This window comes from Arsenophonus nasoniae (assembly GCF_004768525.1).
In the GTDB taxonomy this organism is placed as follows: Bacteria; Pseudomonadota; Gammaproteobacteria; order Enterobacterales; family Enterobacteriaceae; genus Arsenophonus; species Arsenophonus nasoniae.
Window position 1 is genome coordinate 346,965 of sequence record NZ_CP038613.1, and the last position, 24,423, is coordinate 371,387.

The window sequence follows — 24,423 nt, forward strand, 5'->3', positions numbered from 1 at the left end:
AAGATGGAAAAGAAACCCGCAAATCAAACTCAGTCTGAGCCATCGCTCGACAAAACTTATCAGCCAGCGGCAATTGAACAACCTTTATATGCACACTGGGAAAAGAATGGCTATTTTGCACCGCACGGTGATAACAGCAAACAGAGTTTTTGTATCGTGATCCCTCCACCAAATGTGACCGGTAACCTGCATATGGGGCATGCTTTTCAGCAAACAATCATGGACACCTTAATTCGCTACCAGCGCATGCAAGGAAAAAACACGCTTTGGCAAAGCGGCACAGATCACGCGGGGATCGCCACTCAGATGGTTGTTGAGCGCAAAATTAGCGCTGAAGAGAATAAAACTCGCCACGATTATGGCAGAGAAGCGTTTATTGAAAAAATTTGGCAATGGAAAGCCGAATCAGGCGGTAATATTTCTCAGCAAATGCGACGATTGGGTGATTCTGTTGATTGGCAACGTGAACGCTTTACGATGGATAAAGGTCTCTCCAAAGCAGTAAAAGAAGCATTTATCCGACTCTATCAAGATGATCTTATTTATCGCGGTAAACGATTAGTCAACTGGGATCCTAAACTGCATACCGCTATTTCCGATTTAGAAGTTGAAAATCGAGAAGTTAACGGTTTTATGTGGCATTTACGTTATCCCCTTGCTGATGGTGTAAAAACCACAGAAGGCCAAGATTACCTAGTTGTTGCAACTACTCGACCTGAAACCATGCTTGGTGATACGGGTGTGGCGGTTAATCCCGCCGATCCACGCTATAAGAATTTAATTGGCAAACAAATTTTATTACCCTTAGTTAATCGTCGTATTCCTATCGTCGGTGATGAACACGCCGATATGGAAAAAGGCACTGGCTGTGTGAAGATCACACCAGCGCACGATTTTAACGACTATGAAGTGGGTAAACGTCACCAGTTGCCCATGATCAATATTTTCGATTTCAATGGACATATCCGTCAACAAGCTGAAGTATTCGACAGCACCGGCAACCCTAGCACGATTTATACAGCGACAATCCCTGCATCCTACCAGGGAATGGAACGTTTTGCTGCCCGTAAAGCGATAGTAAACGAATTAGAAAAACTCGGATTATTAGTCGCCATAAAACCGCATCAACTTACCGTTCCTTATGGCGATCGTGGCGGCGTTGTTATTGAGCCAATGCTGACTGATCAATGGTATGTTCGTACCCTACCATTAGCAAAACAAGCCATTGCTGCGGTAAAAGAGGGTCGTATTCAGTTTGTTCCTAAACAGTATGAAAATATGTATTTTTCCTGGATGCAGGATATCCAAGATTGGTGTATTTCACGCCAATTATGGTGGGGGCATAGAATACCCGCTTGGTATGATGAATCCGGTAATGTCTATGTCGGTCATGACGAAGACGAAGTGCGTCGAGAGAACAATCTCAGCGCTGATATTAGTTTACATCAGGATGAAGATGTATTAGATACTTGGTTCTCTTCTGGTCTTTGGACCTTCTCAACATTAGGTTGGCCAGAAAATAGCGAAGCGTTAAAAACGTTCCATCCAACAGATGTGTTGGTCAGTGGTTTTGATATTATCTTTTTCTGGATAGCCCGCATGATCATGCTGACAATGTATTTCATCAAAGATGAAAATGGTCAAGGGCAAATTCCTTTTAAAACCGTCTATATGACAGGCCTGATCCGTGATGAAGAAGGGCAAAAAATATCAAAATCCAAAGGCAATGTCATCGATCCGCTTGATATGATCGATGGTATCTCCTTGGAGGATCTAGTGACGAAACGGACGGGCAATATGATGCAGCCCCATTTAGCCGAAAAAATTGCTAAACGTACGCGCAAAGAATATCCACAGGGCATTAAAGCGCATGGTACCGACGCTTTACGCTTTACGCTGGCAGCATTAGCATCGACCGGGCGAGACATCAATTGGGATATGAAACGCCTGACTGGTTACCGCAATTTCTGTAATAAACTGTGGAATGCGAGTCGTTATGTCTTGATGAATACTGAAGGACAAGATTGTGGTCAGCAGGGTGGAGAAATGATTTTTTCGCTGGCTGATCGCTGGATCATGGCAGAATTTAACCAAACGGTAAAACTGTACCGTGAAGCACTGGATTCTTATCGCTTTGATATCGCCGCCAATATTTTGTATGAATTTACCTGGAACCAATTTTGCGATTGGTATTTAGAACTGTCTAAACCCGCGATTCATAAGGGAAATGAAGCAGAAATTCGTGCAACACGTTATACCTTGATTGAAATACTGGAAAGCTTATTACGACTGGCACATCCTATTATTCCATTTATTACCGAGACCATTTGGCAACGGGTGAAAGTGGTTAAGGGCATCCAACAAGACACCATCATGTTACAGCCTTTTCCAATCTTTGCAGCCGACAAGGTTGATGAAGCAGCACGCCATGATTTGGAATGGATCAAAGAACTCATTATCGCTATACGAAACATTCGGGCAGAAATGAATATTTCACCCGCTAAGTCATTAGATCTGCTATTACGCGGCACTAACCATGCAACAAAACGACGTGTGACAGAAAATCTGAATTTTATTCAAGCGATGGCTCGTCTTAGCGCTATTACTGTTTTGGATGAACTGCAACCAACCCCCCTTGCTGTGACTAAACTGATAGATGGCGCTGAAGTGTTGATCCCAATGGCAGATTTAGTCGATAAAGATGCCGAATTAGCGCGGCTAGATAAAGAGCTGCATAAATTGACCAAAGAGATAGCAGCAATTGAAAACAAATTAGCTAATGATAGCTTTGTCAGCCGAGCACCTGCTGCTGTTGTTGAAAAAGAGCGTGAACGCCTAGCGGTTCATTTAGCAGCAAAACAAAAACTGACTAATCAAAAAGTCACTATTAGCTCACTTTGAATAAGCAACAGCACTGCTATTTTGTGCAGCAGTGCTGTTGACTCACAAACTTACTCTAACCAGTATTTACTCAGCTTAATCCGCTTTATCAACTGATTGATAATCGCGGTTCTTTTCATTCTAAAAATATGATTCTAATGTAATGCCTTAGGTTCTACGGGCTTTTCTTCCGCATCATCATAATTAGGGTCTTCAAAGAATGTCCCCCAACCATCGTAGTTAATGCCAATTTTTTCCGTTAACACCATCAATTGCACAACTTGCTTATTAATTAATTCTGCATCAAGCGCACTATCCCGATAGACATCACAACACATCAATACCGTACCATCTTCAATTTCTAGCTCTTCAGCATCGTGTACTTCATAACCTAATTTAAATGCCACTATTGCCGCTTTTTCCAATAATTTAAAATCTTTGGCCGAAAAGTGATGTTCTATTTCATACAGAGCATTCGGATCACTACCATCTTCCAATAATTCTTCAATAATTGAATGTGTTTCTGCTCGCTGCTCTGCGACTGCTTTTTTTTCTAGTAACAAATTTTCTGTGGAAATTTGCTGTTCTGATAAGGCTTTTTTAAACGACATCAACTCTTCAGCTGAAAGGTAATGCTCTATTTCATAAAACACATTAGGATCACTGCTATCCGTCGCTACATTTTCAACATCCAAACGGGTATCTTCCTGCTGCTCTCCTAGTACTTTTTTATTAACCATGTCGCGCTCCCTCTGTATTAATATGACAGTAACTTTTGCATTCTCCCATAGCCAACGAAGGAGAGCTACTATTACAACAAAGAAATTTATATCCGGATTGATTTGGATTTTTTATGATCATGCTTTGAATATGACTTAAATATAAAAAAATGAATAAAATTACAGAGTTATGTTTAATCAATAGTAACCTGTTTATAATTATTTGAGTGAATATCTCCAAAAAAAGGTTGATTAATAAAATTGTTTCTGATGAATAAATAACCGAAAACAAGCCATAAACCAAATTATTAACAACTAAGCATTATTAGCTAATTTTGCCAAAATATGCCTCAATACGATTAGCAAAAATTATTTTGTTTGGCTGCAAAAAATTTCATCTGAATTCAATGCATTATATTTTTAAAAAATTTTATCAATTTTCTTTCCGCGATCACTTGCTATACTGACAGAGCGGCGTATAATGCGCCAAAATTTTTGTGGGAGAAAAAATGCATAACCAATGCTTAAAAGAATTAATATATGCATTGCTGCCAATGGGCTATTTAGTTATTGCATTTCCTCCTCGGCCAACCCTATTTATTCAAGCCCCTCAATGAGGGGCTTTTTTTTGGCATAACAATTAGACATGGCATAAAGAAAGGAGGAACAACACGATGGTTAATCCGTTGTATCTTCGAGACATAATCTCGATAAATGATTTAAAACGTGAAGATCTACTCGCTGTACTTGAAGTTGCTAGGTCACTAAAACATTACCCCCAACCGGAGCTACTAAAACATAAAGTGATTGCCAGTTGTTTCTTTGAAGCCTCCACCCGTACACGCCTTTCTTTCGAAACCGCTATTCACCGCTTAGGGGCTTCTGTGGTGGGGTTTTCCGATAGCAATAATACTTCGTTAGGAAAAAAAGGCGAAACCCTGGCAGATACGATATCGGTTATTAGCCAATATGTTGATGCCATTGTTATCCGCCATCCACAAGAAGGCGCATCACGTTTAGCAGCTCAGTTTGCAGGTAAAATCCCGGTCATCAACGCCGGTGATGGAGCCAATCAACATCCTACACAGACACTACTCGATCTGTTCACCATTCAAGAGAGCCAAGGCAGTTTAAATAATTTACATATTGCGATGGTTGGCGATCTGAAATATGGCCGAACCGTTCATTCATTAACCCAAGCATTATCGAAATTTGACAATAATCATTTCTATTTTATTGCGCCGGAAGCTTTAGCCATGCCAGCCCATATCCTACATCTGTTAGAAGAAAAAGGGATAACTTATAGCTTACATGACAACATAGAAGCGGCGTTGCCAAAACTGGACATTCTGTATATAACACGAGTGCAAAAAGAGCGTTTAGATCCTTCGGAATATGCCAATGTTAAAGCCCAATTTATTTTAACCAGTCATGAACTAACCAGCGCTAAACCTGGCATGAAAGTTTTACATCCTTTACCACGTATTGATGAAATTACCACTGATGTTGATAAAACATCTCATGCTTACTATTTTCAGCAAGCGGGTAATGGTATCTATGCACGACAAGCACTTTTAGCGTTGATACTAAACAAAACTATTAATTTCTGAGGCATTCTATTATGGCAAATAACCACAAATTACAAGTGGAAGCAATTAGCTGTGGCACTGTTATCGACCATATTCCTGCCCAAATGGGTTTTAAGTTACTTTCACTGTTTAAATTAACGCAAACGGATCAGCGTATTACTATTGGTTTAAATTTACCTTCTAATCACTTAGGTAAAAAAGATTTGATTAAAATTGAAAATACCTTTCTCACACCTGAACAAGCAAACGAACTGGCTATGTATGCTCCCCATGCAACTGTTAATTGTATTAAAGACTATAAAGTGGAAAAAAAACTATCAATTAGTTTACCTGAACAAATTGATGCGGTTTTGATCTGCCCTAACAGTAATTGCATTAGCCATAATGAGCCCGTTAGTAGCAGTTTTAACGTTAAACAGCTGCATAATGAAGTCATTCTGACATGCAAATATTGTGAAAAAACCTTTGATCGACATGCGGTAATTAATAATATGTAATGCGGTATTATATAACACCCATTCATGTCGACCACTAAGATAGTGGTGCTAGTAAATTGATGATCAACTTTTAGACTACAAGGTAAAGAACAACTTATGTCCTACGAAATTAAAACTGAAAACGCGCCAGCAGCTATCGGCCCTTATGTACAAGGTGTTGATCTTGGCAACATAATTATTACATCCGGCCAAATTCCAGTTGATCCGAAAACCGGTGAAATAGCGGCGGACATAATTGCTCAAACAACGCAATCTCTGGAAAACATTCAGGCTATTGTAGAAAAAGCAGGGCTCAATGTAGCTAATATTGTTAAAACTACCGTTTTTGTTAAAGATCTGAATGATTTTGCGAGTGTAAATGCGACTTATGAAGCTTTTTTTAACAAACATAATGCGCCTTATCCTGCTCGTTCTTGCGTCGAAGTTGCTCGCTTACCCAAAGATGTTTGCATAGAAATTGAAGCGATAGCTATTCGCAAATAAATTTCACTCACTTTGGTATTATGGCTAATGAAACTTAGTGATTGCTAGGGAGTTAACCATTTACTTAACGAAAATCTTTATAGAAACTTTTTCTATAAAGATTTTTAAATAATTAGCTACGTAAACCTCGCTGTTGTTATTAACATTTAGCTAAAAAACAAACAACATCCAATTTCTTTGTTTTAGATCAATAAAAGTCCTGCTAAATAAACCTCAGATACTATATATTGTGCTTTAATATATAGTAAAGCACTATATATAGAATTTATAGACAGGTCTATCCACAAATTAATACTGCATTATTTATTGTGATTAAATTGTGGATAACTATTGGAGGAGCCTATTGTGAAAACAGTAGTTATTAAACGCGATGGTTGTCAGGTTCTTTTTGATAAAAATCGGATCAAAGAAGCCGTCATGCGTGCAGCCACTGGGATTTGCGATGATCAATATTGTGCAGTTGTCGCCTCAGTCGTCGAACAACAATTAGGCAACCGCCAAACCGTTGATATTCATGAAATCCAAGATGCGGTTGAAAATCAACTGATGGCCGGTCGTTATAAAGATCTGGCCAGAAATTACATTGCATATCGCCATGAACGGGATATTGCCAGAGAACAACGTAGTCGCCTCACTCACGAAATTCGCGGCTTGATTGAGCAAAGTAATGTTTCATTACTCAATGAGAATGCAAATAAAGACAGTAAGGTTATTCCCACTCAACGCGATTTATTAGCCGGCATTGTTGCTAAGCATTATGCAAAACAACATATTTTACCGCGTGATGTTGTTATCGCACATGAACGTGGTGAAATTCACTATCATGATCTTGATTACTCACCTTTTTTTCCAATGTTTAACTGTATGCTAATCGATTTGCAAGGGATGTTAACCAAAGGTTTTAAAATGGGTAATGCTGAAATCGAGCCACCAAAATCGATTTCAACCGCTACCGCCGTGACGGCACAAATTATTGCCCAAGTGGCCAGTCATATTTATGGCGGTACAACCATTAATCGTATCGATGAAGTACTGGCGCCATTTGTTGAAGCGAGCTATAAAAAACACTTAAAAATTGCCAAAGAATGGCAAATTGCCGACCAATTGGACTACGCTGAGAGCAGAACAGAAAAAGAGTGTTATGACGCTTTTCAATCACTGGAATATGAAGTCAACACACTGCACACCGCAAATGGACAAACCCCTTTTGTTACTTTTGGCTTTGGCTTAGGAACTTCAAAAGAGTCGCGATTGATCCAAAAATCGATCTTACAAAATCGTTTAGCTGGACTCGGTAAAAATCGTAAAACCGCGGTATTTCCAAAATTAGTTTTTGCTATCCGTAAGGGGATCAATCACCAATACGGCGATCCAAATTACGATATTAAACAACTGGCACTAGAGTGTGCCAGTAAACGGATGTACCCAGATATTCTTAACTATGATCAAGTGGTCAATGTTACAGGCTCCTTCAAAACACCAATGGGTTGTCGTAGTTTTTTAGGCGTTTATGAAGAGCAAGGGCAAGCTATCCATGAAGGACGTAATAATCTTGGTGTGATCAGTATTAACTTGCCTCGAATAGCCATTGAGGCTAAAAGTAACGAACAGCAATTTTACCAAATCCTAGATAGCAGATTGGCAATTACCAAAAAAGCGCTGATGACGCGTATCGCCAGACTAGAAAATGTCAAAGCGCGTGTCGCCCCTATTCTCTATATGGAGGGTGCCTGTGGCGTTCGTTTACAAGCGGAAGACAATATTGCTGAAATATTTAAACGTGGTCGTGCATCGATTTCTTTAGGTTATATCGGTCTGCATGAAACAATCAATGCACTTTATGGCACGCAAAAACACGTTTTTGATGATGAGACTCTGCGGCAAAAAGCCTATCAGATCATTAAACAACTGCGTACAGCGACAGATCGCTGGAAAGCTGAGACTGGTTATGGATTTAGCTTATATAGTACTCCCAGTGAAAATTTATGTGACCGATTTTGTCGCTTAGATGTGGCTGAATTTGGCTTAATCGAGGGTGTTACTGATAAAGGATACTATACCAATAGTTTTCATCTGGATGTTGAAAAACAGGTCAATCCTTACGATAAAATTGACTTTGAAGCACCTTACCCGGCTTTAGCAAGTGGTGGCTTTATCTGCTACGGTGAATATCCAAATTTACAACATAACTTGAAAGCATTAGAAGATGTCTGGGATTATAGCTATCATCATATCCCCTATTATGGTACCAATACCCCAATTGACGAATGTTATGAATGTGGGTTTGCCGGCGAATTCGCTTGTACCAGTAAAGGATTTGTCTGCCCATCTTGCGATAATCATGATCCAACCCGCGTTTCGGTTATTCGCCGTGTTTGTGGTTATCTGGGCAGCCCCGATGCCAGACCCTTCAATAGCGGTAAACAAGAAGAAGTTAAACGACGCGTTAAACATATGAAAAATGGTCAACTTGGATAACATTATGAATTATCATCGATATTACCCGGTTGATGTGGTTAATGGCACAGGAACACGTTGTACGTTATTTGTCGCGGGTTGTCTCCATCAATGTAAAGGTTGTTACAATAAAAGCACCTGGAAAATTGACTCTGGTAAACCGTTTACCCAAGTAATAGAAAATCAAATTATCACTGATCTACAAGACCAAAGGATCGTCCGTCAGGGACTTTCCCTTTCTGGCGGCGACCCGTTGCATCCACAAAATGTAGCAGCAATTTTACAGTTGGTTAAACGCATCAAACTTGAATGCCCCGATAAAGATATTTGGCTGTGGACCGGTTATACCCTTGACCAATTAACCGCCAATCAACGCGCCGTCGTTAACTATCTTGATGTAATAGTTGATGGGAAATTTATTCAAGCGCTTCATGAACCCAATCTATTATGGCGAGGTAGTCATAACCAAGTGATCCATAAATTAGCTTAACTGTCACGATGCCAAATCAGTTTGGTGCCAAAACCTAGCTTATTATTGACCATTTTGATCTGTTGTAAAGATAATTGCCAGATAGGGATACTGGCCGCCATAGCGACCGGAAAGCGCCGATGATAATTTTGCCGAGCTTGCTGTTCTTGTTTGCCAGTCAGGGAATGGACTTTACCAGTAAATTGTATCCCTTGGATCTTGGCTACTGCTTTGCTTTGACAACAAATAGTGCCAGCGACAATCGGGTTTTTAAGCATCAATTGGCCATGGCGAGTAGTGGTTTCGGTCAGAAAATATAACGACATCGTTTGGGCGTTAAAAGTATAAAAACAGATGGCCGGCCAACTATCGGATTGAAAAGAGGTAAATAGCGAAAAAACATGCTGACGTGAAAGGTATTGTTGCATAATAGCCAATGAGGGTTGAGCAGCAAACATAGTGGATAATCTCTCTCCTTAAGTAAAAACACGCTGAAAAATAATTCTTCAGCGTGTTTTTATCAAAAATCAAAGCTGCCATCATCCGATAATTTATACTACCAATTATCTATAAACTGGCGCAGTAACTTGACTGTTACCATAGATTCTAGCATTAGCTTGTACTTTATTTTGTGTATAAGCTAAAAAGGTAACATGATAACTAGTTGCCCCTTCTTTGGCAGCTTTTTCAGCTAACTGTTCAACGGCACTAGTAGGCGTTTCTCCCGTAACTACAGAGACAATTCCCATTGGTTGTTGAGCAGGGAATTCTACTACTTCTTTTGCCTGATCAGCCATTGCACCAAATGACAACGCACCTAAAACCAAAATTAAAGCAACTGGTAATTTTTTCATCATAAACTCCTTAATTGATTATTATCATTCAGAAATATTATTGGTTATTCCTGTGATATAGATCATAGTATAGGCACTAGTTAAAATTTTGGATTAGTTTTTTTTGTTGCTGTCTTTCAAAAAAAATGAATAACATATAAAAATAATTGTTTTAACTTGGTTAAAATAGCGTTTACACACCTTATAGGACTTATTGTCACGACAAAATCGGTATAGAAAAATAACTTATTTTTTCTGTTAAATTAACTAAAAATCTAATTGAATCAACATAATATGACGAAAAAGCCTTGGTCAATTTATCTGATCAGAAATGGACAAAATGCGCTTTATACTGGCATCAGCACGGATATCGCGCGCCGCTTGCAACAACATCATTTAGGCAAAGGCGCTAAAGCGTTAAGAGGTAAATCGCCTCTTTTATTAGTATACCAATGCCAACTAGATAGCCATTCAGACGCATTGTCGTTAGAATATCAAATAAAACAATTGTCCAAAGTACAAAAAGAGCAACTTGTCGCAGACCAACCTTTAGATCTGGCTGGCTATCTTGCTAAATTAGCAATCATCAAAATAAGATGAAAAATTAACTCGTCCTGCATAATCGGCTAAATTACCATTCTCTAACGCATAAACTTGAAAATAGGCTTCCATTCCAGACCATTTACATGTAAGTCCATGCTGCTGAGCCAGCGTAAAACCAAAACGACGGTAATAATTCGGATCACCAACCACCACTACCGCTTTATAACCAAATTCGTTTAGACTATCTAAGCCGTCATAAACCAATTTTGCGCCAATACCTTGTCGCTGATAAGCGCTAGCAACAGCTAATGGTGCTAATCCCACCCATTGACATTCCTTATCACCGTTGACATCGACTAAGGTAAAGCCGATATAACCAATAATTTGTCCTTTATCATCAGTCGCCACCATTTCCAATACAAATAAACCGTCCTGACGCAATTTTTGCACTAAATCAGCCTCAGCACCGGTGGGAAATGATTGGCGTAATAATTGATCAATGCCTGGCGCATCAACAGGAATTTCAACGCGAATTAGCATGATAATGCACGCTCTTTATAATCAATATTTTCATTTTGGACTAGTTTAATCAAATCAGCGAATTGCAATAAACCAAAGCGTAAAATGGCAGGCATGGTCTCTAATTCAAAGGCACCCAATAGATTTTTTACATATAGACGAACGTAGCACGCTACGCGTGAGCGGCGCAGCGGTGCTGCTTCGGGGATGTTAATGAGTTGAGTACTGTTTTATACTCTGCAGTAGGTTAATTTTTTTCAGGGATTCATCTCGATGGCTCGCAATAAATCTCCCAGAAAGCGTAAACCGGTTAAATCAGGCAGGCTGCCCGTCACTTCACGTGCCACAGCGCCTGTTTATCCGAAACGTTTTATGATCTCTCTCCCACCCGAAAATGATGATGACAGACCGCCTGAATTTTTTTATGACACCCTAAAAGAAGCCATACGCCACTGCGTCCGACTCGGCCCCCAATTTTTTCTCGACACGCAGTATTACCCGCCGCTAGTCACGATTATCAGGAGTTTTGAACAACGCCAAGACCAAGCCGATGACGCTGGATACGACTACACTGAGGGGGTAATAACTGAAAGTCTGCCTGCCGATGAATTCATCACCTATACGGAGCTAGGAATAATCCCTGTTTCCTTTGAACCCTGGGATAAACACACCGATAACTGGGCTGACGAATCTGACAATTTCTGTTTCTTTGGCAAGATGCCCATAAGGTAATTGAGTCAGATGTATATCCCTCGTCCTGCTAAACTACTTTTCACCATTGATGACGGTTGGAATAAATTCCTCGAAAAATACGGCGATAGCGTTAGTTCGTGGACGAGTTTATCTGTGGAGCGCATGCTTGCCTGCGGCACTTGTGCCATGGGTGTCCGGCGCTATTGTTGCGCTTCGTCTGATTGTTCTCACAGCCGTTTTTTCTGCCAAAGCTGTAAGTCAAAAGCCTGCAGTTCATGTGGCTTTAAAGCCACCGAGCAGTGGTTAGCACAGCAGGTTCATATTTTACCCGACTGCGACTGGCAACACATTACTTTCACCATGCCACATCTCCTTTGGCCTTTTTTTAACAATAACTGGCCGCTACTTAATGCTCTGTTTCGGGCAGCCACTCGAGCTATGCTGCAGTTGGCTCGCAAACAGGGTATCGAAATTGGTATTTTCTGTGCCTTGCATACTTATGGCCGGCAACTCAATCAACATCCGCATGTTCATGTTTCCGTCACTCGAGGGGGTTTGGATAGTAAACATAGTGTATGGCGAAAGCTGTTTTTCAAAAAAAAGGATGTCGAAGAAATCTGGCGAGGGGCTGTTATCCGACTACTGCGTCACAGTTATGATTTAATTAACCCTGGCCTTCTTCCCGGTCTTGGCCATATCCGTGACAAAAAACATTGGCGGCGTTACTTGAGGGCGCAGTACGGACGTTATTGGAAAGTGCACTTTGCTAAAAAAACGAAAGGGGCATGGCATAGTGTTAAGTACCTCGGTCGCTACCTTAAACGCCCACCGGTATCTGCGTCAAAACTGCGGCATTACCGAGGGGGTGCCGTTGTTCATCACTACCATGACCACCGAACTGGCCAGCATCGGCAGCAGACTCTGCCGCAGGAAGAGATGATTAGACGCTATATAAGCCATATTCCGGCCAGGCATTTTAAAATGGTGTCAACGATCACCGAAAACTGATCCACTTTTTATCTAAATCCGATCAATCAAAATTGATCCACTGTTTTACTCAGTTATTGCTCCTGAGCGCCGCTTATCTTTCAATCGGTAGCTTTCACCGCTTAATTGCAGTACATGCGAATGATGAAGTAAACGATCAAGCATAGCGGCAGTTAATGTTGCGTCATCAGCAAAAGCACTTGGCCATTGCCCAAATGATAGGTTACTCGTCAATATGACACTGCCATGCTCATAACGCTTGGCAATCACATTGAAAAACAGGTTTGCTTCTTCTCGCCCAAACGGCAGGTATCCAATCTCATCGATAATCAACAACTTCGGGGCCATCACCGAACGTGATAGATATTGTTTGAGCTTATTTTGTCGTTTGGCAGTTGAGAGTTGCAACATCAGTTCAGCTGCCGTGGTAAAGCGGGTTTTCTTCTTGGCCTGTACTGCTTTTAATCCTAACCCAATAGCTAAATGCGTTTTGCCTACACCGCTTGGGCCAAGCAACACGACATTTTCATTACGTTCAATAAACGTTAATGCGCTTAATTCCTGTATGTGTTGTTTGGGGATCCCCGTTGCAAACTTAAAATCGAACGTATTAAGTTCTTTATGTGCTGGGAATCCTGCCATCCGACTCAAAAGATTACGAGTTCGTTCATCTCGTTGTTGTTGCTCACATTTGTAGTGGTCTAATAAAACTGTAGAGATTTATAGCTTATAATTAAGCAAAATCTTATAGGTATAAATATGACCCGAAAAGTAAAAGTAACCTTTAGCGGAAAGCAAAAACTGGAATATGCAAAACTCATGGTTGAAGGTGGATATAGCAATATCCAAGTTGAAAAAATATCCGGTGCGGGTAAATCTGCCGTATCACGATGGAAGCAACAATATCTTGCCGAGTTAAATGGGAATACGCCTGTAAAATCAAAAGCGTTAACACCCGAGCAACAGCGCATACAAGAATTAGAAGTTCAACTTAAGCGTGCTCAGAGGGATAATGACATATTAAAAAAAGCCGCGGCTTACTTCATCCTCGACAATCAAAACTCAAAATCGTGAAGCAACTGAAAATCATGTACCCCAATTTTACGGTCACTGAGTTATGCCATCTTTTTGAAGTAAGCAGCAGTAGTTTTTATTATGAAACGAAAATACCGACAGTTGAAAATGAAAGACTGTGTGGCGAAATCAAACGTATTTTTTATACATCGGGTCAAATTTATGGCAAAAGACGTATTCAAGCCGAGTTAAAGGGTTTAGGGCACCAAATTGGCACTTATAAAATATCGAACATCATGAAATTAAATCAATTAGTTGCAATTAGACCAACGAAAAAGCACTACTATCACTCATCGGGTAACGAACATCGATATGCCCCTAATTTGCTTAAACGACAATTTTCCCCTGAACAGCATAATCACTATTATGTCGGGGATATCACGTATATTAGACATCACTATGGGTGGAGCTATTTAGCCTGTGTGTTGGATTTAGCCACCAAAGAAATTATTGGTTATGCCTTATCAACAAAACCGGATTCGAAATTAGTGAAAGAAGCCTTAGATAACGCAATTGAACGGCAATTACCGGATACGACAAGTTTGATGTTCCATTCAGATCAAGGTTGCCAATATTCATCGGAGGAGTTTAGGGCGCACCTCTTTGAACGGAAAATAACTCAAAGCATGAGTCGGCGAGGTAATTGCCTCGATAATGCCGTGATGGAAAGATTTTTTAGGAGTTTAAAGACAGAAAGACTTAACCGTTTATCGTTTATGAATCATCAATCTGTTGTCTGTGAAGTTGAAAATTATATTCAGTTTTACAATTATTATCGACGCCATTCAACGATTGGTTATTTAACGCCACATCAAAAATATCATGAACTAAAAAATGCCGCTTAGATCTTCTACAGAATTTGTTGACCATTACAGGGATAGATTGGCAAACCCTTGCTGGTAAGGGTAGAAGAGACTTAACTTCCTTAGCTAATCTATCTGCTGGCTTCTCTAACGTTGTTCCATGAATTCGCTGATGGGCAACGCGTTGTAACCATGGACCCACTTTTGCATTAGCTATTTCAATATCCAGTTCAAGATTATGAGCACGAAGGTCGGTGTTTAATGGCACGATAAAGCTGTTTTTTAAATAGTGGTTAAAGCGCTCTACTTTCCCTTTCGTTTTTGCCCTGTAGGGCTTGCAAGCCTTCAATTTAAACCCGTAATCTTTCGACATTTGAAGCATTTCGACATGTAATTTATGATCACCTTCTGCATAAGCATCCCGTTCGATGATGAGGGATTTTGCGTTATCACACAATACTTCCTGTGGTACACCACCAAAGTAGTCGAAAGCTTCTCTTAAACCTTGCTGCCACGATTCTGCTCGTTCATTATCAAAGAACTTTACATAACTCGCACGCGAATAGCCTAGCGTTGCAACAAACGCTTTCAGCGATTTTTTACCTCGCCGGATGCTGGTGAAGTCGATTTGCATTTGTTGACCTGGCTGTGTTTCAAAACGGACGACTACTTCGGGAACAATGCTTGGTTTAAATTGACAAACAAATCGGCGTAATTGAGCAATACCACCTTGATAGCCGTTTTCAACTACCTCATCAAATAAGACTGTTGCAGGGATCCAATCAGGTTTAGCCAGTTCAATTCGCTGAAGCAAATAAGGTTTAAAGGGGGATAATTTAGTCGGTTGTTGACTTCTTTTAGCATAAGTTGGCATTGTCTGTTGTTGTAAATGATGTTTTACGGTGTTACGGGATATACCCAACTCACTGGCAATTTTTCGAAGGCTTTGTCCTTGTGCAAAGCGAACATGAATATCCACAAATATCTCCTTGGTTAACATAAATTATCCGTACAAAAATGTGCGAATAATACCAAGTGGATCAGTTTTAGATGATCGTTAGTGGATCAGTTTTGCATGATCGGTGACAATGGTGCGTTACTCTGGTTTTTTGTCGAATCGTAAACGGGGAAAACTATTGCCGAAAGTGTATAAGGCACTTGAGATGACGGCACGTAAAAAACCGGAGAACCCAGGTTTTTCTGTGCTGATGAAAGGATTTCTGCGTACCGATCCGTACAAATGTATTCTGTGTGGCGACAGGCTGCTTTTCACCGGGGCGCAAATGGGTAAAAAAGCAACGGAATTGTTGTCAGAAAGACTGCATAACCTGGAGAAAAAGCGATGGTTACGCAGCTAAACGCAGGATCAATGTGTCTAAAATAAGGAAATCAGGTTAGAAATTACACTCTCTGAGGAAATGTTAACTGGCACTAAACACAATAAATCGATCCCCATCTCCTTTTTGCAATAAGGGATGGCTTTTGCTACTCACTTTAAAAGCGATTCAATTTCCTAACCATCAAGCTCTGTATCGCCTTCGATGTGTAACCGACGTTGGAAAAATAAGGTATCAGGATCTTCTTTCCGCGCAGCGATTAAAACTAAATCATTCGCCCCACTACAAAAACTGACATCGGCTTGTTGATCTTTACTGACGATAATTTTACCTGCCTGCAAGCTAATGTACCAAACAAGTTGCACATCCAGTACCTCAACTTTTAGCCATTTATTGTGCAAAAAATCCAGTTCACCATCGTTTAGTGCCTGCTGAAATTGCCAGCTCAGTAATTGCTCCAGAATTTGACGCTCTATGATAAAAGGCGTAACTTTTAATGGTAAACGCATCAATTTCGGTCCTTGTTGGATAATCTGCTGACGAATTTTCTTTAACACGATCCAAATTCCTCTTACACTTTTATGATATATATATTTTTAAGCATTAATTATAATTATACATTCTGCCAAATTATTAATTAATATCTTTGAATCCACATCAAAATTTAACCAACAATCAATTAATCCCCATTCAATTTTATGCTCCATCTAGCAAAATCAATTCACAAAAGAAAATAATCTGGTTTAAGTCAAAACAACAATATTACACCTTGACTACAATCGATAGACATCTAACTATACGCTAGGATTACCTATGGAATTATTATGTCCGGCAGGCAATCTACCTGCCTTAAAAATAGCTGTCGACAATGGCGCTGATGCAGTCTATATCGGTTTTAAAGACGACACTAATGCACGTCATTTTGCTGGTTTAAATTTTAGCGAAAAAAAATTGGTTGAAGCCGTCAAATATGCTCATGCTTGTAAATTACATGTTGCGATCAATACTTTTGCTCATCCAAACGGTTTTAATCGCTGGCTATCCGCCGTTGATATGGCAGCGGAAATCGGTGTTGATGCCTTAATCCTGGCTGATCTGGCTATCTTAGAATATGCTGCCAATAAATATCCCCACATTGAACGTCATGTGTCTGTTCAAGCTTCAGTGACAAATATTGCGGCGATTCAATTTTATCACCGTAATTTCTCTGTCCAACGAATCGTTCTTCCTCGTGTTCTATCATTACATCAAGTCAAACAATTAGCCCAAACCAGCCCTGTCGCATTGGAAGTTTTTGCTTTTGGCAGCCTGTGTATCATGGCAGAAGGACGCTGTTATCTTTCTTCTTACCTGACAGGAGAATCACCCAATACCGTAGGTGCTTGTTCACCAGCCAGATTTGTACGCTGGCAACAAACCGATCAAGGTTTGGAGTCACGTTTAAATAATATTTTAATCGATTGCTATTCAAATAATGAAAATGCGAGTTATCCAACCCTTTGTAAAGGAAGATACTGTCTTAATGGAAAAAAATATCATGTCTTAGAAGAGCCTACCAGCCTAAATACACTGGAATTGTTACCAGAACTAATGCTGGCAGATATTGCCGCTATCAAAATTGAAGGCCGCCAACGAAGCCCAACTTATGTTGGCGATGTTACCCATATCTGGCGACAAGCGATTGATCATTGCAAAAAGGATCCTAAAAAATTCATCACCAACCAAAACTGGATGAATGTCTTGGAAAATCTCTCTGAAGGCAAACAGACTACATTAGGTGCTTATCATCGTAGATGGCAGTAGGATAAGGCGAAAAAATAAAATATTCCTTAGGTTCGGTACTTTATTATTGGTCAAAAGAAACATTAATTCAGTTTTATCAAAATGCGATTAATAGTAGTGCGGATATTATTTATCTTGGTGAAACGGTTTGTAGTAAACGTCGGCAAATGCAAGTAGCTGACTGGCTTGAACTGGCAAAAGAAATCACTTTACATGGTAAACAAGTAGTAATCTCTAGCTTGTCTTTATTGCAAAACGCGGCCGAACTTAGACAAATCGCTAAATTGGTCGACAATGGTGAATTTTTAGTGGAAGCGCACGATTTTGGTGTCGTTAATCAGCTTATTGAGCAAAAAATACCTTTTATGGCAGGATATGGACTCAATTGCTACAATGCTTATGCATTACAACTACTCTATCGCCAAGGCATGATACGCTGGTGCTTACCAATTGAACTTTCTCGTGATTGGTTACAAGATCTGCTTTATCAATGTGAACAGCTAGGATTTCGCCACAAGTTTGAAGTTGAAGTGTTTGGCTATGGGCATTTACCCCTGGCCCTGTCAGCTCGCTGTTTTACTGCCCGCTCAGAAAATCGCCATAAAGATAACTGTGAGACATGTTGTGAAAAATATCCCCAGGGCAGAAAAGTTTTTTCCCAGGAAAATCAATTACTCTTTACCCTTAATGGCATTCAGGCACAAAGTGGCTACTGTTATAATCTCGGCAATGAACAAACTTCAATGGCCGGATTAGTCGATATTGTCCGCATCTCTGCCGAAAATCTAGCTTCACTCACCATTTTGGAACAATTTAGAGCCAATCAACAAGGTAAGTATCCTCTCACATTAACTAATGATTTAAATTGCAACGGTTATTGGCGACGTGCAGCCGGTTTATCGCTTATACCATAAAAATTTAAGAACGTTTTTTTCTTTTCAATAGACTTCGCACATGGTGGCTGAACTGGCGCAGTTCACCACTACGTAGCATATTGATCAATGTGCCCAGCAAAGCATAAATTGTGCCTAACATTAGCATCATCACGATATCAATACCCACGTCAGATAAACTTAAATCAAGTTGGTTGATACCCGCTATCGCTTTTATTGCCCACGTTGAAGGTAAAGAATAAGCCACCATTCTTACCCAATCGGGCATAGCTTGTAATGGCCAAATAGCACCTGAAATATAAAATACCGGCGTGGTTAGAAAAGCCAGTGTCAGATATATCATTTCGACACTACGTAAAAATTCGGCAACAAACTTACCTAACCCCAAAACCGCTAATAAGAACGGTAAAGTGACGATCAAAAGCTGATAAAGTGGCGCTTCTTGTCGGTAACCTAATACCCAAGGCCAGAGCGCAAAAAAAATGGCCGACAGGAATAACCAAATAGGTAGCAACGCTGACCATGCACCTAGATAAATAGCGGTAGAGACTTTGTCGTTTGCCATTTTGTGAACGTCAATATAGGCTTTCACACAAGCGACTAACAGTGAGTGTTGTAATAACATGACCAATAAACCTGGAAAAACAATCGCAGCGAAACTCGGTCCTGGATTGAATAAAGGGTCTGTTATTCCTTTAATGGGTGTTAATAATGTACTAGCCTGTTGATCAGTAAACCCTGCATTTCTTAGCCGTTGAGTATTATATTCGTTTAATAACTGAAGATAAGCGGAGGAAATTTCTTGTTGTATTTGTCCACTGGCAAGTCGATTAGTACCATCACCATAAACCGGTACGGTAATATTTTTACCATTTAGTAAACTTTTTTCAAAATCGATCGGAATAAGAATAATGGCAAACAATTTTCGTTCACGCATATCAGCCCTTGCTCTGGCCAAATTATCATAACTATATAATTTTATTTTCGGTATCGTATCCAATCGATCCATGAGTAAACGGCTAGCAGAACTATGATCTTGATTAATAATCGCTACCGGCAAACCCCACAATACTGGCCGAATGTAAACCAAACTCATTATTGATAATGAAACCAACAGCAATAACCACATCGGCTTTGCCAACATGCCAAGTAATACCCGATAAAAGGTTAACAAATATTGTTTTATCAAAATGCCTCCTGCATCCTTAGCCTTGTTAACAGGCGATTACGGATCAAAAGAGCACAGATAACAGGATAAAGTAGCAATATTAAACAGACTTGTATGACACGTAGCAAAGAAACTTCTCGCAGAAAAATATCAAACATCACATTTAATGCATGGGTAAGCGGTTGAATATTTGCCACTATCTGTGCGGGCCAAGCCATTGCCATTATTGGCATCGTAAAACCGGAAAAAGCCAGTGCAATACTAACTAACATGCCGATCAAACTATAAGCTGTAAAAATATTTTTGGTAAAAACAAACAGCAGCATACCAATACTTTGAGCAGCCGTTACATAAAAAAAGCCCACCAAAAAAAGGTAAAATGGGTTACCTGCAACCCTAGCATCAAAGAAAAAAGAGAGTGCAGCAATTTCAATTAATAATAATGTGGTAAAAAACAGAGTGTAAGGTGCCAGTTTGCCGAATAATGCACTGATAAATGTTTTGTTGGTTAATAATGCTGTTCCACGCGACATAACATAAATAGTACAAGTGATAACAAACAGTTGTAACATATGAATGGTAGCGGCAAATTGCTGATAATAGATATAGTTTCCACTAGGGTTAAACAAACTATCATAAGAGAGGGTAACTCTAGCCAAGGGAGGTATGTTGCGCCCCATCGATGAAGCTAATATCGGACGGTATTGCGCATTCAATTCAGCAACTACCCCGCTAAAATCTTGAATAGCATAACTACCAGAGGCATAAAATAAAGCATTATAATACATTCTGACCGTCGGTTGCCGACCGGTAAGAACATCCTTTTCAAAATGATAAGGAATATAGAGTAAAGCATAATCTTTAGCGCTGCCTAAACGTAATAACGAAGTATTAAGTGAACCATCAATTGCTTTAATATCAGCATGTGGCGCTGCATTTAAATGACGAATTAACTTTTTTGACAGTTGACTATGATCATGATCAACGACTGAAACAGGAAGATTTAACAAGGTTCCTTCAGAAAAGTTAGCGCTTACTAATATAAACAGCAGTAATGGAAATATCCAACTGAGCCAATGTAGAATCGGGCTACGAACAGCAATCTGCATTTCTTGATTAAAAGCAAACCTAAAGTTAGGCCATATCACTTTTATGGTCATAAAAACACCTATTTATCCCAAGCCCACAGTGCGCTCATACCAGGACGCAGTCCATCAATAGGCTCTAGTGGATAAAGGCGTACTTCAAACGTTCTTAAATCAAAATCTCCTGTTGCCCGTGTTGCGCGTTTAGTTGCATAGTCTCCCATCGGGGCAATATAGCGTATTTCCGCTGTAATAATTTTGTCTTGCAAAGCAGGAACACGTATCGATACCTTATCGCCTTTACGTACATGAGCCATAATATCTTCGCGTGAATTATAGATAAAATAGGCCTGCGGTAAACGAACAAGTGTTAGCAATGGGCTATTGGCATTAAATAATTCGCCAACTTCAGCCGGTATGGGACCAACTTCACCATCAACCGGAGCTTTAACAAGTAAATCATCAACTTGCACCTGTAACTCAATCATTTGCTGCTCGGTTTGTCGTAATGCCGCAGCATATTTATTCCGCAATTCAATGCGATCACCATTTTTAGCTTCATCTAATTGCGCCTGAGCACTATTTACCTGCTGAAAAGCAACATCTTTGGCCCGGCGTGCTTTATCTAACTCATTAGCCGAAACATAGCCTTTACCGGATAAATTATTCAATCTAATATATTCGTTATTCGCATTGGTATACTGAGATTGGGCCTGTTTTAATGCCGCTTGAACATTGCGTATGGTCTCTTCGCGAGTACCGTTTAAGGATAAATCTAGCTGCGCTTTAGCTTGATCACGTACTGCACTCAATGCCGCTAGTTGCGCTTGCAATTCTGGGCTTTCCAAAGTGATCAATAATTGGCCTTTCTTTACCATGTCACCGCGTTCAATATGACGTTCAATTACGCGTCCCCTTGCTTTAGAGGTCACGATAACTTCAGGCGCGTCCACTTCCCCTTGTAATAACAGGTGCTTATTTTGTGTATAAAGTAACACCGCAATCGCAATAACGATCAGCATCAGTAGCACTAAAAATGATATTCTTCTTTTCATATTAACTTTAATACACCTTAACTATTTTATATGCAATTATACCGCTTGCAATTAACAAACAATTTAGTATGCGCTTTTAAATTGTAAGTCGTTAATAAATTCGTGCGCTAAATTGCATAAAACAGACGATATACCTTTACTACAGCACAATCTAATCTTTATCCTAAGCATATTTTGACTAGTAACCATTCAATTTTAGTCTCGCTCATGCAGTTATGCGATACTATCAAATGTGTTTTTTACTGGATTAACTATGTATGTCTTTGATTTATTAATATTATTACTCCAACAAATGTGTGTTTATTTAATTATCGCCTGGATACTTAGTAAAACTCTTTCAAAAAAGTGTCCGCTTTTTCTTGACCACGACACTTTTGCTGAAAATAGTTAGGCAAAATTAGTATTAAGTAATGACCAACCTATTCCAATCAGCCGTCGCTATCTAAAAGCCTTTAAAGAGGCGTTAGGATTATGTTGATTCGGTTAATGTCGTTTTAATAAATAAAAAGCTGAATTCAATTGAATTCAGCTTTTGCCGTCAAATAAGATATTAATCTTATTACATTAGATATTGTGATTACTACGACGACGTAATCCAGCGTTATTATGTCCTTCATTACGTCCACGGAACTGTTCACGCTCACTACGACGTTCATTACCAAAGCGACGTCCTCGCTCACGTAATTCACCACCATTGCGTTGTCCATTACCACGACGTTCAAACGGTTGTGCTTCACCTAACAATTGCATTTGCATTGGTTTGTTCAAAATACGTGTACGTGTCAAATGATTAAGTAATTCATTTGGCATTCCTTTTGGTAACTCTATCGTTGAGTGCGAGGCAAACAACTTAATATTACCAATATAGCGACTACTAATATCCGCTTCGTTAGCAATTGCACCGACAATGTGGCGAACTTCTACGCCATCATCACGACCAACTTCAATACGATACAATTCCATATCACCAACATCACGACGCTCACGACGCGGACTACGCTCCGAAGCACCATTACTATTATTGCGACGACGCTCATCACGCGAATTAAATTCACGCTTTGCACGACGCACAGGATCAGGTGGCAATATTAACGGCCGATCACCTTGCGCCATTTTTAATAGCGCAGAAGCTAAAGTTTCCATATCCAGTTCATCATTAGCAACTAATTTAGTCAGTAAGGCACGATATTTCTCTAAATCACCGCTTTCTAATTGCTTTTGAATATTTTCAGCAAACTTAGCCTGGCGACGCTCACTTAAAACCGCCGCACTAGGTAATTCAACTTCGGTAATTGGCTGCTTCATGGTACGTTCAATATTGCGTAATAGTCGACGTTCACGATTATCCACAAACAAAATAGCGCGCCCAGCTCGGCCTGCCCGACCAGTACGACCAATTCGATGCACATAAGACTCAGCATCCATCGGTATGTCATAATTGACAACTAAACTAATACGTTCAACATCTAGACCACGTGCTGCCACATCAGTGGCAATTAATATATCAAGGCGACCATCTTTCAAACGCTCTAATGTTTGCTCACGTAGCGCTTGATTCATATCGCCATTTAGCGCTGAACTGTTATAGCCACTACGTTCAAGCGCTTCAGCAACCTCTAATGTGGCATTTTTAGTGCGCACAAAAATAATTGCCGCATCAAAATCTTCTGCTTCCAAAAAACGAACCAATGCTTCATTTTTACGCATACCATAGACAGACCAGTAACTTTGGGTAATGTCTGGGCGCGTCGTCACACTGGATTGAATGCTGATCTCTTTTGGAGATTTCATAAAGCGACGGGTAATACGACGGATCGCTTCCGGCATGGTGGCAGAAAACAGCGCCGTTTGATGCTCGCTTGGGATCTGGCTCATGATATTTTCAACGTCTTCAATGAACCCCATACGTAACATTTCATCCGCTTCATCAAGAACCAAACCACGTAAATGGGATAAATTTAATGTCCCTCGTTTCAAGTGATCTAATAAGCGACCCGGTGTTCCCACTACAATTTGTGGACCTTGTCTTAGTGCGCGTAACTGCGAATCGTAACGCTGCCCACCATAGAGTGCCACCACATTAACTGAACGCATGTGTTTGGAAAATTCACCCATGGCTTCCGCAACTTGTACGGCTAACTCACGCGTTGGTGCCAGCACTAAGATTTGCGGGGCTTTTAATGTGATATCGATATTATGTAATAGCGGTAAACTAAAAGCTGCTGTTTTACCACTACCGGTTTGTGCCATACCTAATACGTCACATCCGTCTAATAAATAGGGGATACATTGCTGCTGGATTGGCGATGGTTTTTCATAACCAAGGTCATTTAGTGCAGAAAGAATTGGTGTTGATAAACCTAAATCAGCAAAAGAGATTTCAGTCTCATTAGTCATGTAAAAGTGCCTCATTCATTATGGCGGCCAGTTTACATAACTCTGCGAAAAAAATTTCGGTCATTTTCATTTAAAATGTGAACTGGCTCAAATTATGTTATTAAACGAACAACAAGCCCTCATCACAATCGATGAAGACTTAAAAAAAGCAGTGATGATA

Annotated in this window: 21 protein-coding genes and 5 pseudogenes; 14 read left to right on the forward strand and 12 right to left on the reverse strand. The window is 40.0% G+C overall.

Features of this window, described 5'->3' with window-relative positions:
* Positions 1-3 precede the first annotated feature (3 nt).
* The gene (locus tag ArsFIN_RS01540; protein WP_034249507.1) at positions 4-2,901 is read left to right on the forward strand and encodes a valine--tRNA ligase; all 2,898 of its coding nucleotides are present in this window, start codon (positions 4-6) and stop codon (positions 2,899-2,901) included.
* A 134-nt stretch (positions 2,902-3,035) separates the two neighbouring features.
* On the opposite strand, the gene rraB is transcribed toward ArsFIN_RS01540, so the two are convergent.
* Entirely contained in the window at positions 3,036-3,491 is a 456-nt protein-coding gene (rraB, locus tag ArsFIN_RS01545) for a ribonuclease E inhibitor RraB (RefSeq protein WP_051296995.1), read from the reverse strand.
* 782 nt (positions 3,492-4,273) lie between these two features.
* Between rraB and pyrB the strand changes: the two genes are divergently transcribed.
* The 5 genes from pyrB to nrdG all read left to right on the forward strand — a co-directional run bounded on the left by pyrB (position 4,274) and on the right by nrdG (position 9,115).
* Entirely contained in the window at positions 4,274-5,209 is a 936-nt protein-coding gene (pyrB, locus tag ArsFIN_RS01550) for an aspartate carbamoyltransferase (RefSeq protein WP_026822608.1), read from the forward strand.
* 11 nt (positions 5,210-5,220) lie between these two features.
* A complete protein-coding gene (gene pyrI / locus ArsFIN_RS01555) occupies positions 5,221-5,685 on the forward strand; it encodes an aspartate carbamoyltransferase regulatory subunit (RefSeq protein WP_026822607.1) in 465 nt (154 codons plus the stop codon).
* A 96-nt stretch (positions 5,686-5,781) separates the two neighbouring features.
* Positions 5,782-6,168 carry a RidA family protein gene (locus ArsFIN_RS01560; RefSeq protein WP_026822606.1) on the forward strand — a complete coding sequence of 129 codons (387 nt, stop codon included), beginning with the start codon at positions 5,782-5,784 and terminating at the stop codon, positions 6,166-6,168.
* A gap of 345 nt (positions 6,169-6,513) precedes the next feature.
* Positions 6,514-8,646 (forward strand): anaerobic ribonucleoside-triphosphate reductase, encoded by a 2,133-nt coding sequence (gene nrdD, locus ArsFIN_RS01565; RefSeq protein WP_026822605.1) that lies wholly within the window; start codon positions 6,514-6,516, stop codon positions 8,644-8,646.
* A gap of 4 nt (positions 8,647-8,650) precedes the next feature.
* Positions 8,651-9,115 carry an anaerobic ribonucleoside-triphosphate reductase-activating protein gene (nrdG, locus tag ArsFIN_RS01570; protein ID WP_026822604.1) on the forward strand — a complete coding sequence of 155 codons (465 nt, stop codon included), beginning with the start codon at positions 8,651-8,653 and terminating at the stop codon, positions 9,113-9,115.
* Here the strand turns inward: nrdG and ArsFIN_RS01575 are convergent.
* Complete coding sequence (locus ArsFIN_RS01575) at positions 9,112-9,552, reverse strand: YhbP family protein (protein ID WP_026822603.1); 441 nt, start codon at positions 9,550-9,552, stop codon at positions 9,112-9,114. The two genes, nrdG and ArsFIN_RS01575, sit on opposite strands and share 4 nt — an antisense overlap.
* A gap of 105 nt (positions 9,553-9,657) precedes the next feature.
* On the reverse strand, positions 9,658-9,951 hold the full coding sequence (locus ArsFIN_RS01580; RefSeq protein WP_081700641.1) for a YdgH/BhsA/McbA family protein: 294 nt from the start codon (positions 9,949-9,951) through the stop codon (positions 9,658-9,660).
* Positions 9,952-10,221: 270 nt separating this feature from the next.
* On the opposite strand from ArsFIN_RS01580, the gene ArsFIN_RS01585 reads away from it, so the two are divergent.
* Positions 10,222-10,527, forward strand: coding sequence for a GIY-YIG nuclease family protein (locus tag ArsFIN_RS01585; RefSeq protein WP_026822601.1), 306 nt, complete (start codon positions 10,222-10,224; stop codon positions 10,525-10,527).
* Here the strand turns inward: ArsFIN_RS01585 and ArsFIN_RS01590 are convergent.
* Entirely contained in the window at positions 10,504-11,010 is a 507-nt protein-coding gene (locus tag ArsFIN_RS01590) for a GNAT family N-acetyltransferase (protein ID WP_026822600.1), read from the reverse strand. The two genes, ArsFIN_RS01585 and ArsFIN_RS01590, sit on opposite strands and share 24 nt — an antisense overlap.
* A 252-nt stretch (positions 11,011-11,262) precedes the next feature.
* Between ArsFIN_RS01590 and ArsFIN_RS01595 the strand changes: the two genes are divergently transcribed.
* Both ArsFIN_RS01595 and ArsFIN_RS01600 read left to right on the forward strand, forming a co-directional pair.
* Positions 11,263-11,721 carry a hypothetical protein gene (locus ArsFIN_RS01595; RefSeq protein WP_135677422.1) on the forward strand — a complete coding sequence of 153 codons (459 nt, stop codon included), beginning with the start codon at positions 11,263-11,265 and terminating at the stop codon, positions 11,719-11,721.
* Positions 11,722-11,730: 9 nt separating this feature from the next.
* Positions 11,731-12,669: pseudogene (locus tag ArsFIN_RS01600) on the forward strand (IS91 family transposase); the annotation flags it as partial.
* A 66-nt stretch (positions 12,670-12,735) separates the two neighbouring features.
* Here the strand turns inward: ArsFIN_RS01600 and istB are convergent.
* Positions 12,736-13,356, reverse strand: a pseudogene (istB, locus tag ArsFIN_RS01605) (IS21-like element helper ATPase IstB); the annotation flags it as partial.
* Positions 13,357-13,428: 72 nt separating this feature from the next.
* On the opposite strand from istB, the gene ArsFIN_RS01610 reads away from it, so the two are divergent.
* Positions 13,429-14,588, forward strand: a protein-coding gene (locus ArsFIN_RS01610; RefSeq protein ID WP_135677411.1) for an IS3 family transposase whose coding sequence is annotated in 2 segments (ribosomal slippage) — positions 13,429-13,708 and positions 13,708-14,588 — 1,161 coding nt in all. Because the reading frame shifts where the segments join, the coding sequence is not laid out codon by codon here.
* Here ArsFIN_RS01610 and istA read toward each other — a convergent pair.
* Positions 14,560-15,546 (reverse strand): annotated as a pseudogene (istA, locus tag ArsFIN_RS01615) (IS21 family transposase); the annotation flags it as partial. The gene ArsFIN_RS01610 and the pseudogene istA overlap by 29 nt on opposite strands.
* Positions 15,547-15,634: 88 nt before the next feature.
* On the opposite strand from istA, the pseudogene ArsFIN_RS01620 reads away from it, so the two are divergent.
* Positions 15,635-15,904: pseudogene (locus tag ArsFIN_RS01620) on the forward strand (IS91 family transposase); the annotation flags it as partial.
* A 164-nt stretch (positions 15,905-16,068) separates the two neighbouring features.
* On the opposite strand, the pseudogene ubiT reads toward ArsFIN_RS01620, so the two are convergent.
* Positions 16,069-16,440: pseudogene (gene ubiT / locus ArsFIN_RS01625) on the reverse strand (ubiquinone anaerobic biosynthesis accessory factor UbiT); the annotation flags it as partial.
* Positions 16,441-16,696: 256 nt separating this feature from the next.
* Here ubiT and ubiU point away from each other — a divergent pair.
* Together ubiU and ArsFIN_RS01635 are read left to right on the forward strand one after the other, a co-directional pair.
* Positions 16,697-17,686, forward strand: a complete 990-nt coding sequence (gene ubiU / locus ArsFIN_RS01630; protein WP_026821815.1) for a ubiquinone anaerobic biosynthesis protein UbiU — start codon at positions 16,697-16,699, stop codon at positions 17,684-17,686.
* 14 nt (positions 17,687-17,700) lie between these two features.
* Positions 17,701-18,579, forward strand: a complete 879-nt coding sequence (locus tag ArsFIN_RS01635; protein ID WP_026821816.1) for a U32 family peptidase — start codon at positions 17,701-17,703, stop codon at positions 18,577-18,579.
* Positions 18,580-18,583: 4 nt separating this feature from the next.
* Here the strand turns inward: ArsFIN_RS01635 and ArsFIN_RS01640 are convergent, their stop codons facing one another.
* Genes ArsFIN_RS01640 through ArsFIN_RS01650 form a run of 3 tightly spaced genes read right to left on the reverse strand, consistent with a single transcriptional unit; the run spans position 18,584 to position 21,866 of the window.
* Positions 18,584-19,744: an ABC transporter permease gene (locus tag ArsFIN_RS01640; RefSeq protein ID WP_026821817.1), complete on the reverse strand. Its 1,161-nt coding sequence runs from the start codon at positions 19,742-19,744 to the stop codon at positions 18,584-18,586.
* Positions 19,744-20,886 (reverse strand): ABC transporter permease, encoded by a 1,143-nt coding sequence (locus tag ArsFIN_RS01645; RefSeq protein WP_026821818.1) that lies wholly within the window; start codon positions 20,884-20,886, stop codon positions 19,744-19,746. The genes ArsFIN_RS01640 and ArsFIN_RS01645 overlap by 1 nt, the downstream gene beginning before the upstream one ends.
* Positions 20,887-20,894: 8 nt before the next feature.
* Entirely contained in the window at positions 20,895-21,866 is a 972-nt protein-coding gene (locus ArsFIN_RS01650; RefSeq protein ID WP_026821819.1) for an HlyD family secretion protein, read from the reverse strand.
* A gap of 427 nt (positions 21,867-22,293) precedes the next feature.
* Between ArsFIN_RS01650 and ArsFIN_RS28690 the strand changes: the two genes are divergently transcribed.
* Entirely contained in the window at positions 22,294-22,344 is a 51-nt protein-coding gene (locus ArsFIN_RS28690) for a hypothetical protein (protein ID WP_407062032.1), read from the forward strand.
* A gap of 86 nt (positions 22,345-22,430) precedes the next feature.
* Here the strand turns inward: ArsFIN_RS28690 and ArsFIN_RS01660 are convergent, their stop codons facing one another.
* Together ArsFIN_RS01660 and yrbN are read right to left on the reverse strand one after the other, a co-directional pair.
* Positions 22,431-24,263, reverse strand: coding sequence for a DEAD/DEAH family ATP-dependent RNA helicase (locus ArsFIN_RS01660; protein ID WP_026821820.1), 1,833 nt, complete (start codon positions 24,261-24,263; stop codon positions 22,431-22,433).
* Complete coding sequence (gene yrbN, locus ArsFIN_RS28695; RefSeq protein ID WP_135678145.1) at positions 24,256-24,333, reverse strand: protein YrbN; 78 nt, start codon at positions 24,331-24,333, stop codon at positions 24,256-24,258. The genes ArsFIN_RS01660 and yrbN overlap by 8 nt, the downstream gene beginning before the upstream one ends.
* Between the last annotated feature and the right edge of the window lie 90 nt (positions 24,334-24,423).

Coding starts and splice junctions, on each gene's coding strand:
- ArsFIN_RS01540 (WP_034249507.1), top strand. CDS start 4: ATGGAAAAGAAACCCGCAAATCAAACTCAGTCTGAGCCATCGCTCGAC.
- rraB (WP_051296995.1), bottom strand. CDS start 3,491: ATGTCGTTTAAAAAAGCCTTATCAGAACAGCAAATTTCCACAGAAAAT.
- pyrB (WP_026822608.1), top strand. CDS start 4,274: ATGGTTAATCCGTTGTATCTTCGAGACATAATCTCGATAAATGATTTA.
- pyrI (WP_026822607.1), top strand. CDS start 5,221: ATGGCAAATAACCACAAATTACAAGTGGAAGCAATTAGCTGTGGCACT.
- ArsFIN_RS01560 (WP_026822606.1), top strand. CDS start 5,782: ATGTCCTACGAAATTAAAACTGAAAACGCGCCAGCAGCTATCGGCCCT.
- nrdG (WP_026822604.1), top strand. CDS start 8,651: ATGAATTATCATCGATATTACCCGGTTGATGTGGTTAATGGCACAGGA.
- ArsFIN_RS01575 (WP_026822603.1), bottom strand. CDS start 9,552: ATGTTTGCTGCTCAACCCTCATTGGCTATTATGCAACAATACCTTTCA.
- ArsFIN_RS01580 (WP_081700641.1), bottom strand. CDS start 9,951: ATGATGAAAAAATTACCAGTTGCTTTAATTTTGGTTTTAGGTGCGTTG.
- ArsFIN_RS01585 (WP_026822601.1), top strand. CDS start 10,222: ATGACGAAAAAGCCTTGGTCAATTTATCTGATCAGAAATGGACAAAAT.
- ArsFIN_RS01590 (WP_026822600.1), bottom strand. CDS start 11,010: ATGCTAATTCGCGTTGAAATTCCTGTTGATGCGCCAGGCATTGATCAA.
- ArsFIN_RS01595 (WP_135677422.1), top strand. CDS start 11,263: ATGGCTCGCAATAAATCTCCCAGAAAGCGTAAACCGGTTAAATCAGGC.
- ubiU (WP_026821815.1), top strand. CDS start 16,697: ATGGAATTATTATGTCCGGCAGGCAATCTACCTGCCTTAAAAATAGCT.
- ArsFIN_RS01645 (WP_026821818.1), bottom strand. CDS start 20,886: ATGACCATAAAAGTGATATGGCCTAACTTTAGGTTTGCTTTTAATCAA.
- ArsFIN_RS01650 (WP_026821819.1), bottom strand. CDS start 21,866: ATGAAAAGAAGAATATCATTTTTAGTGCTACTGATGCTGATCGTTATT.
- ArsFIN_RS01660 (WP_026821820.1), bottom strand. CDS start 24,263: ATGACTAATGAGACTGAAATCTCTTTTGCTGATTTAGGTTTATCAACA.
- yrbN (WP_135678145.1), bottom strand. CDS start 24,333: ATGAAAATGACCGAAATTTTTTTCGCAGAGTTATGTAAACTGGCCGCC.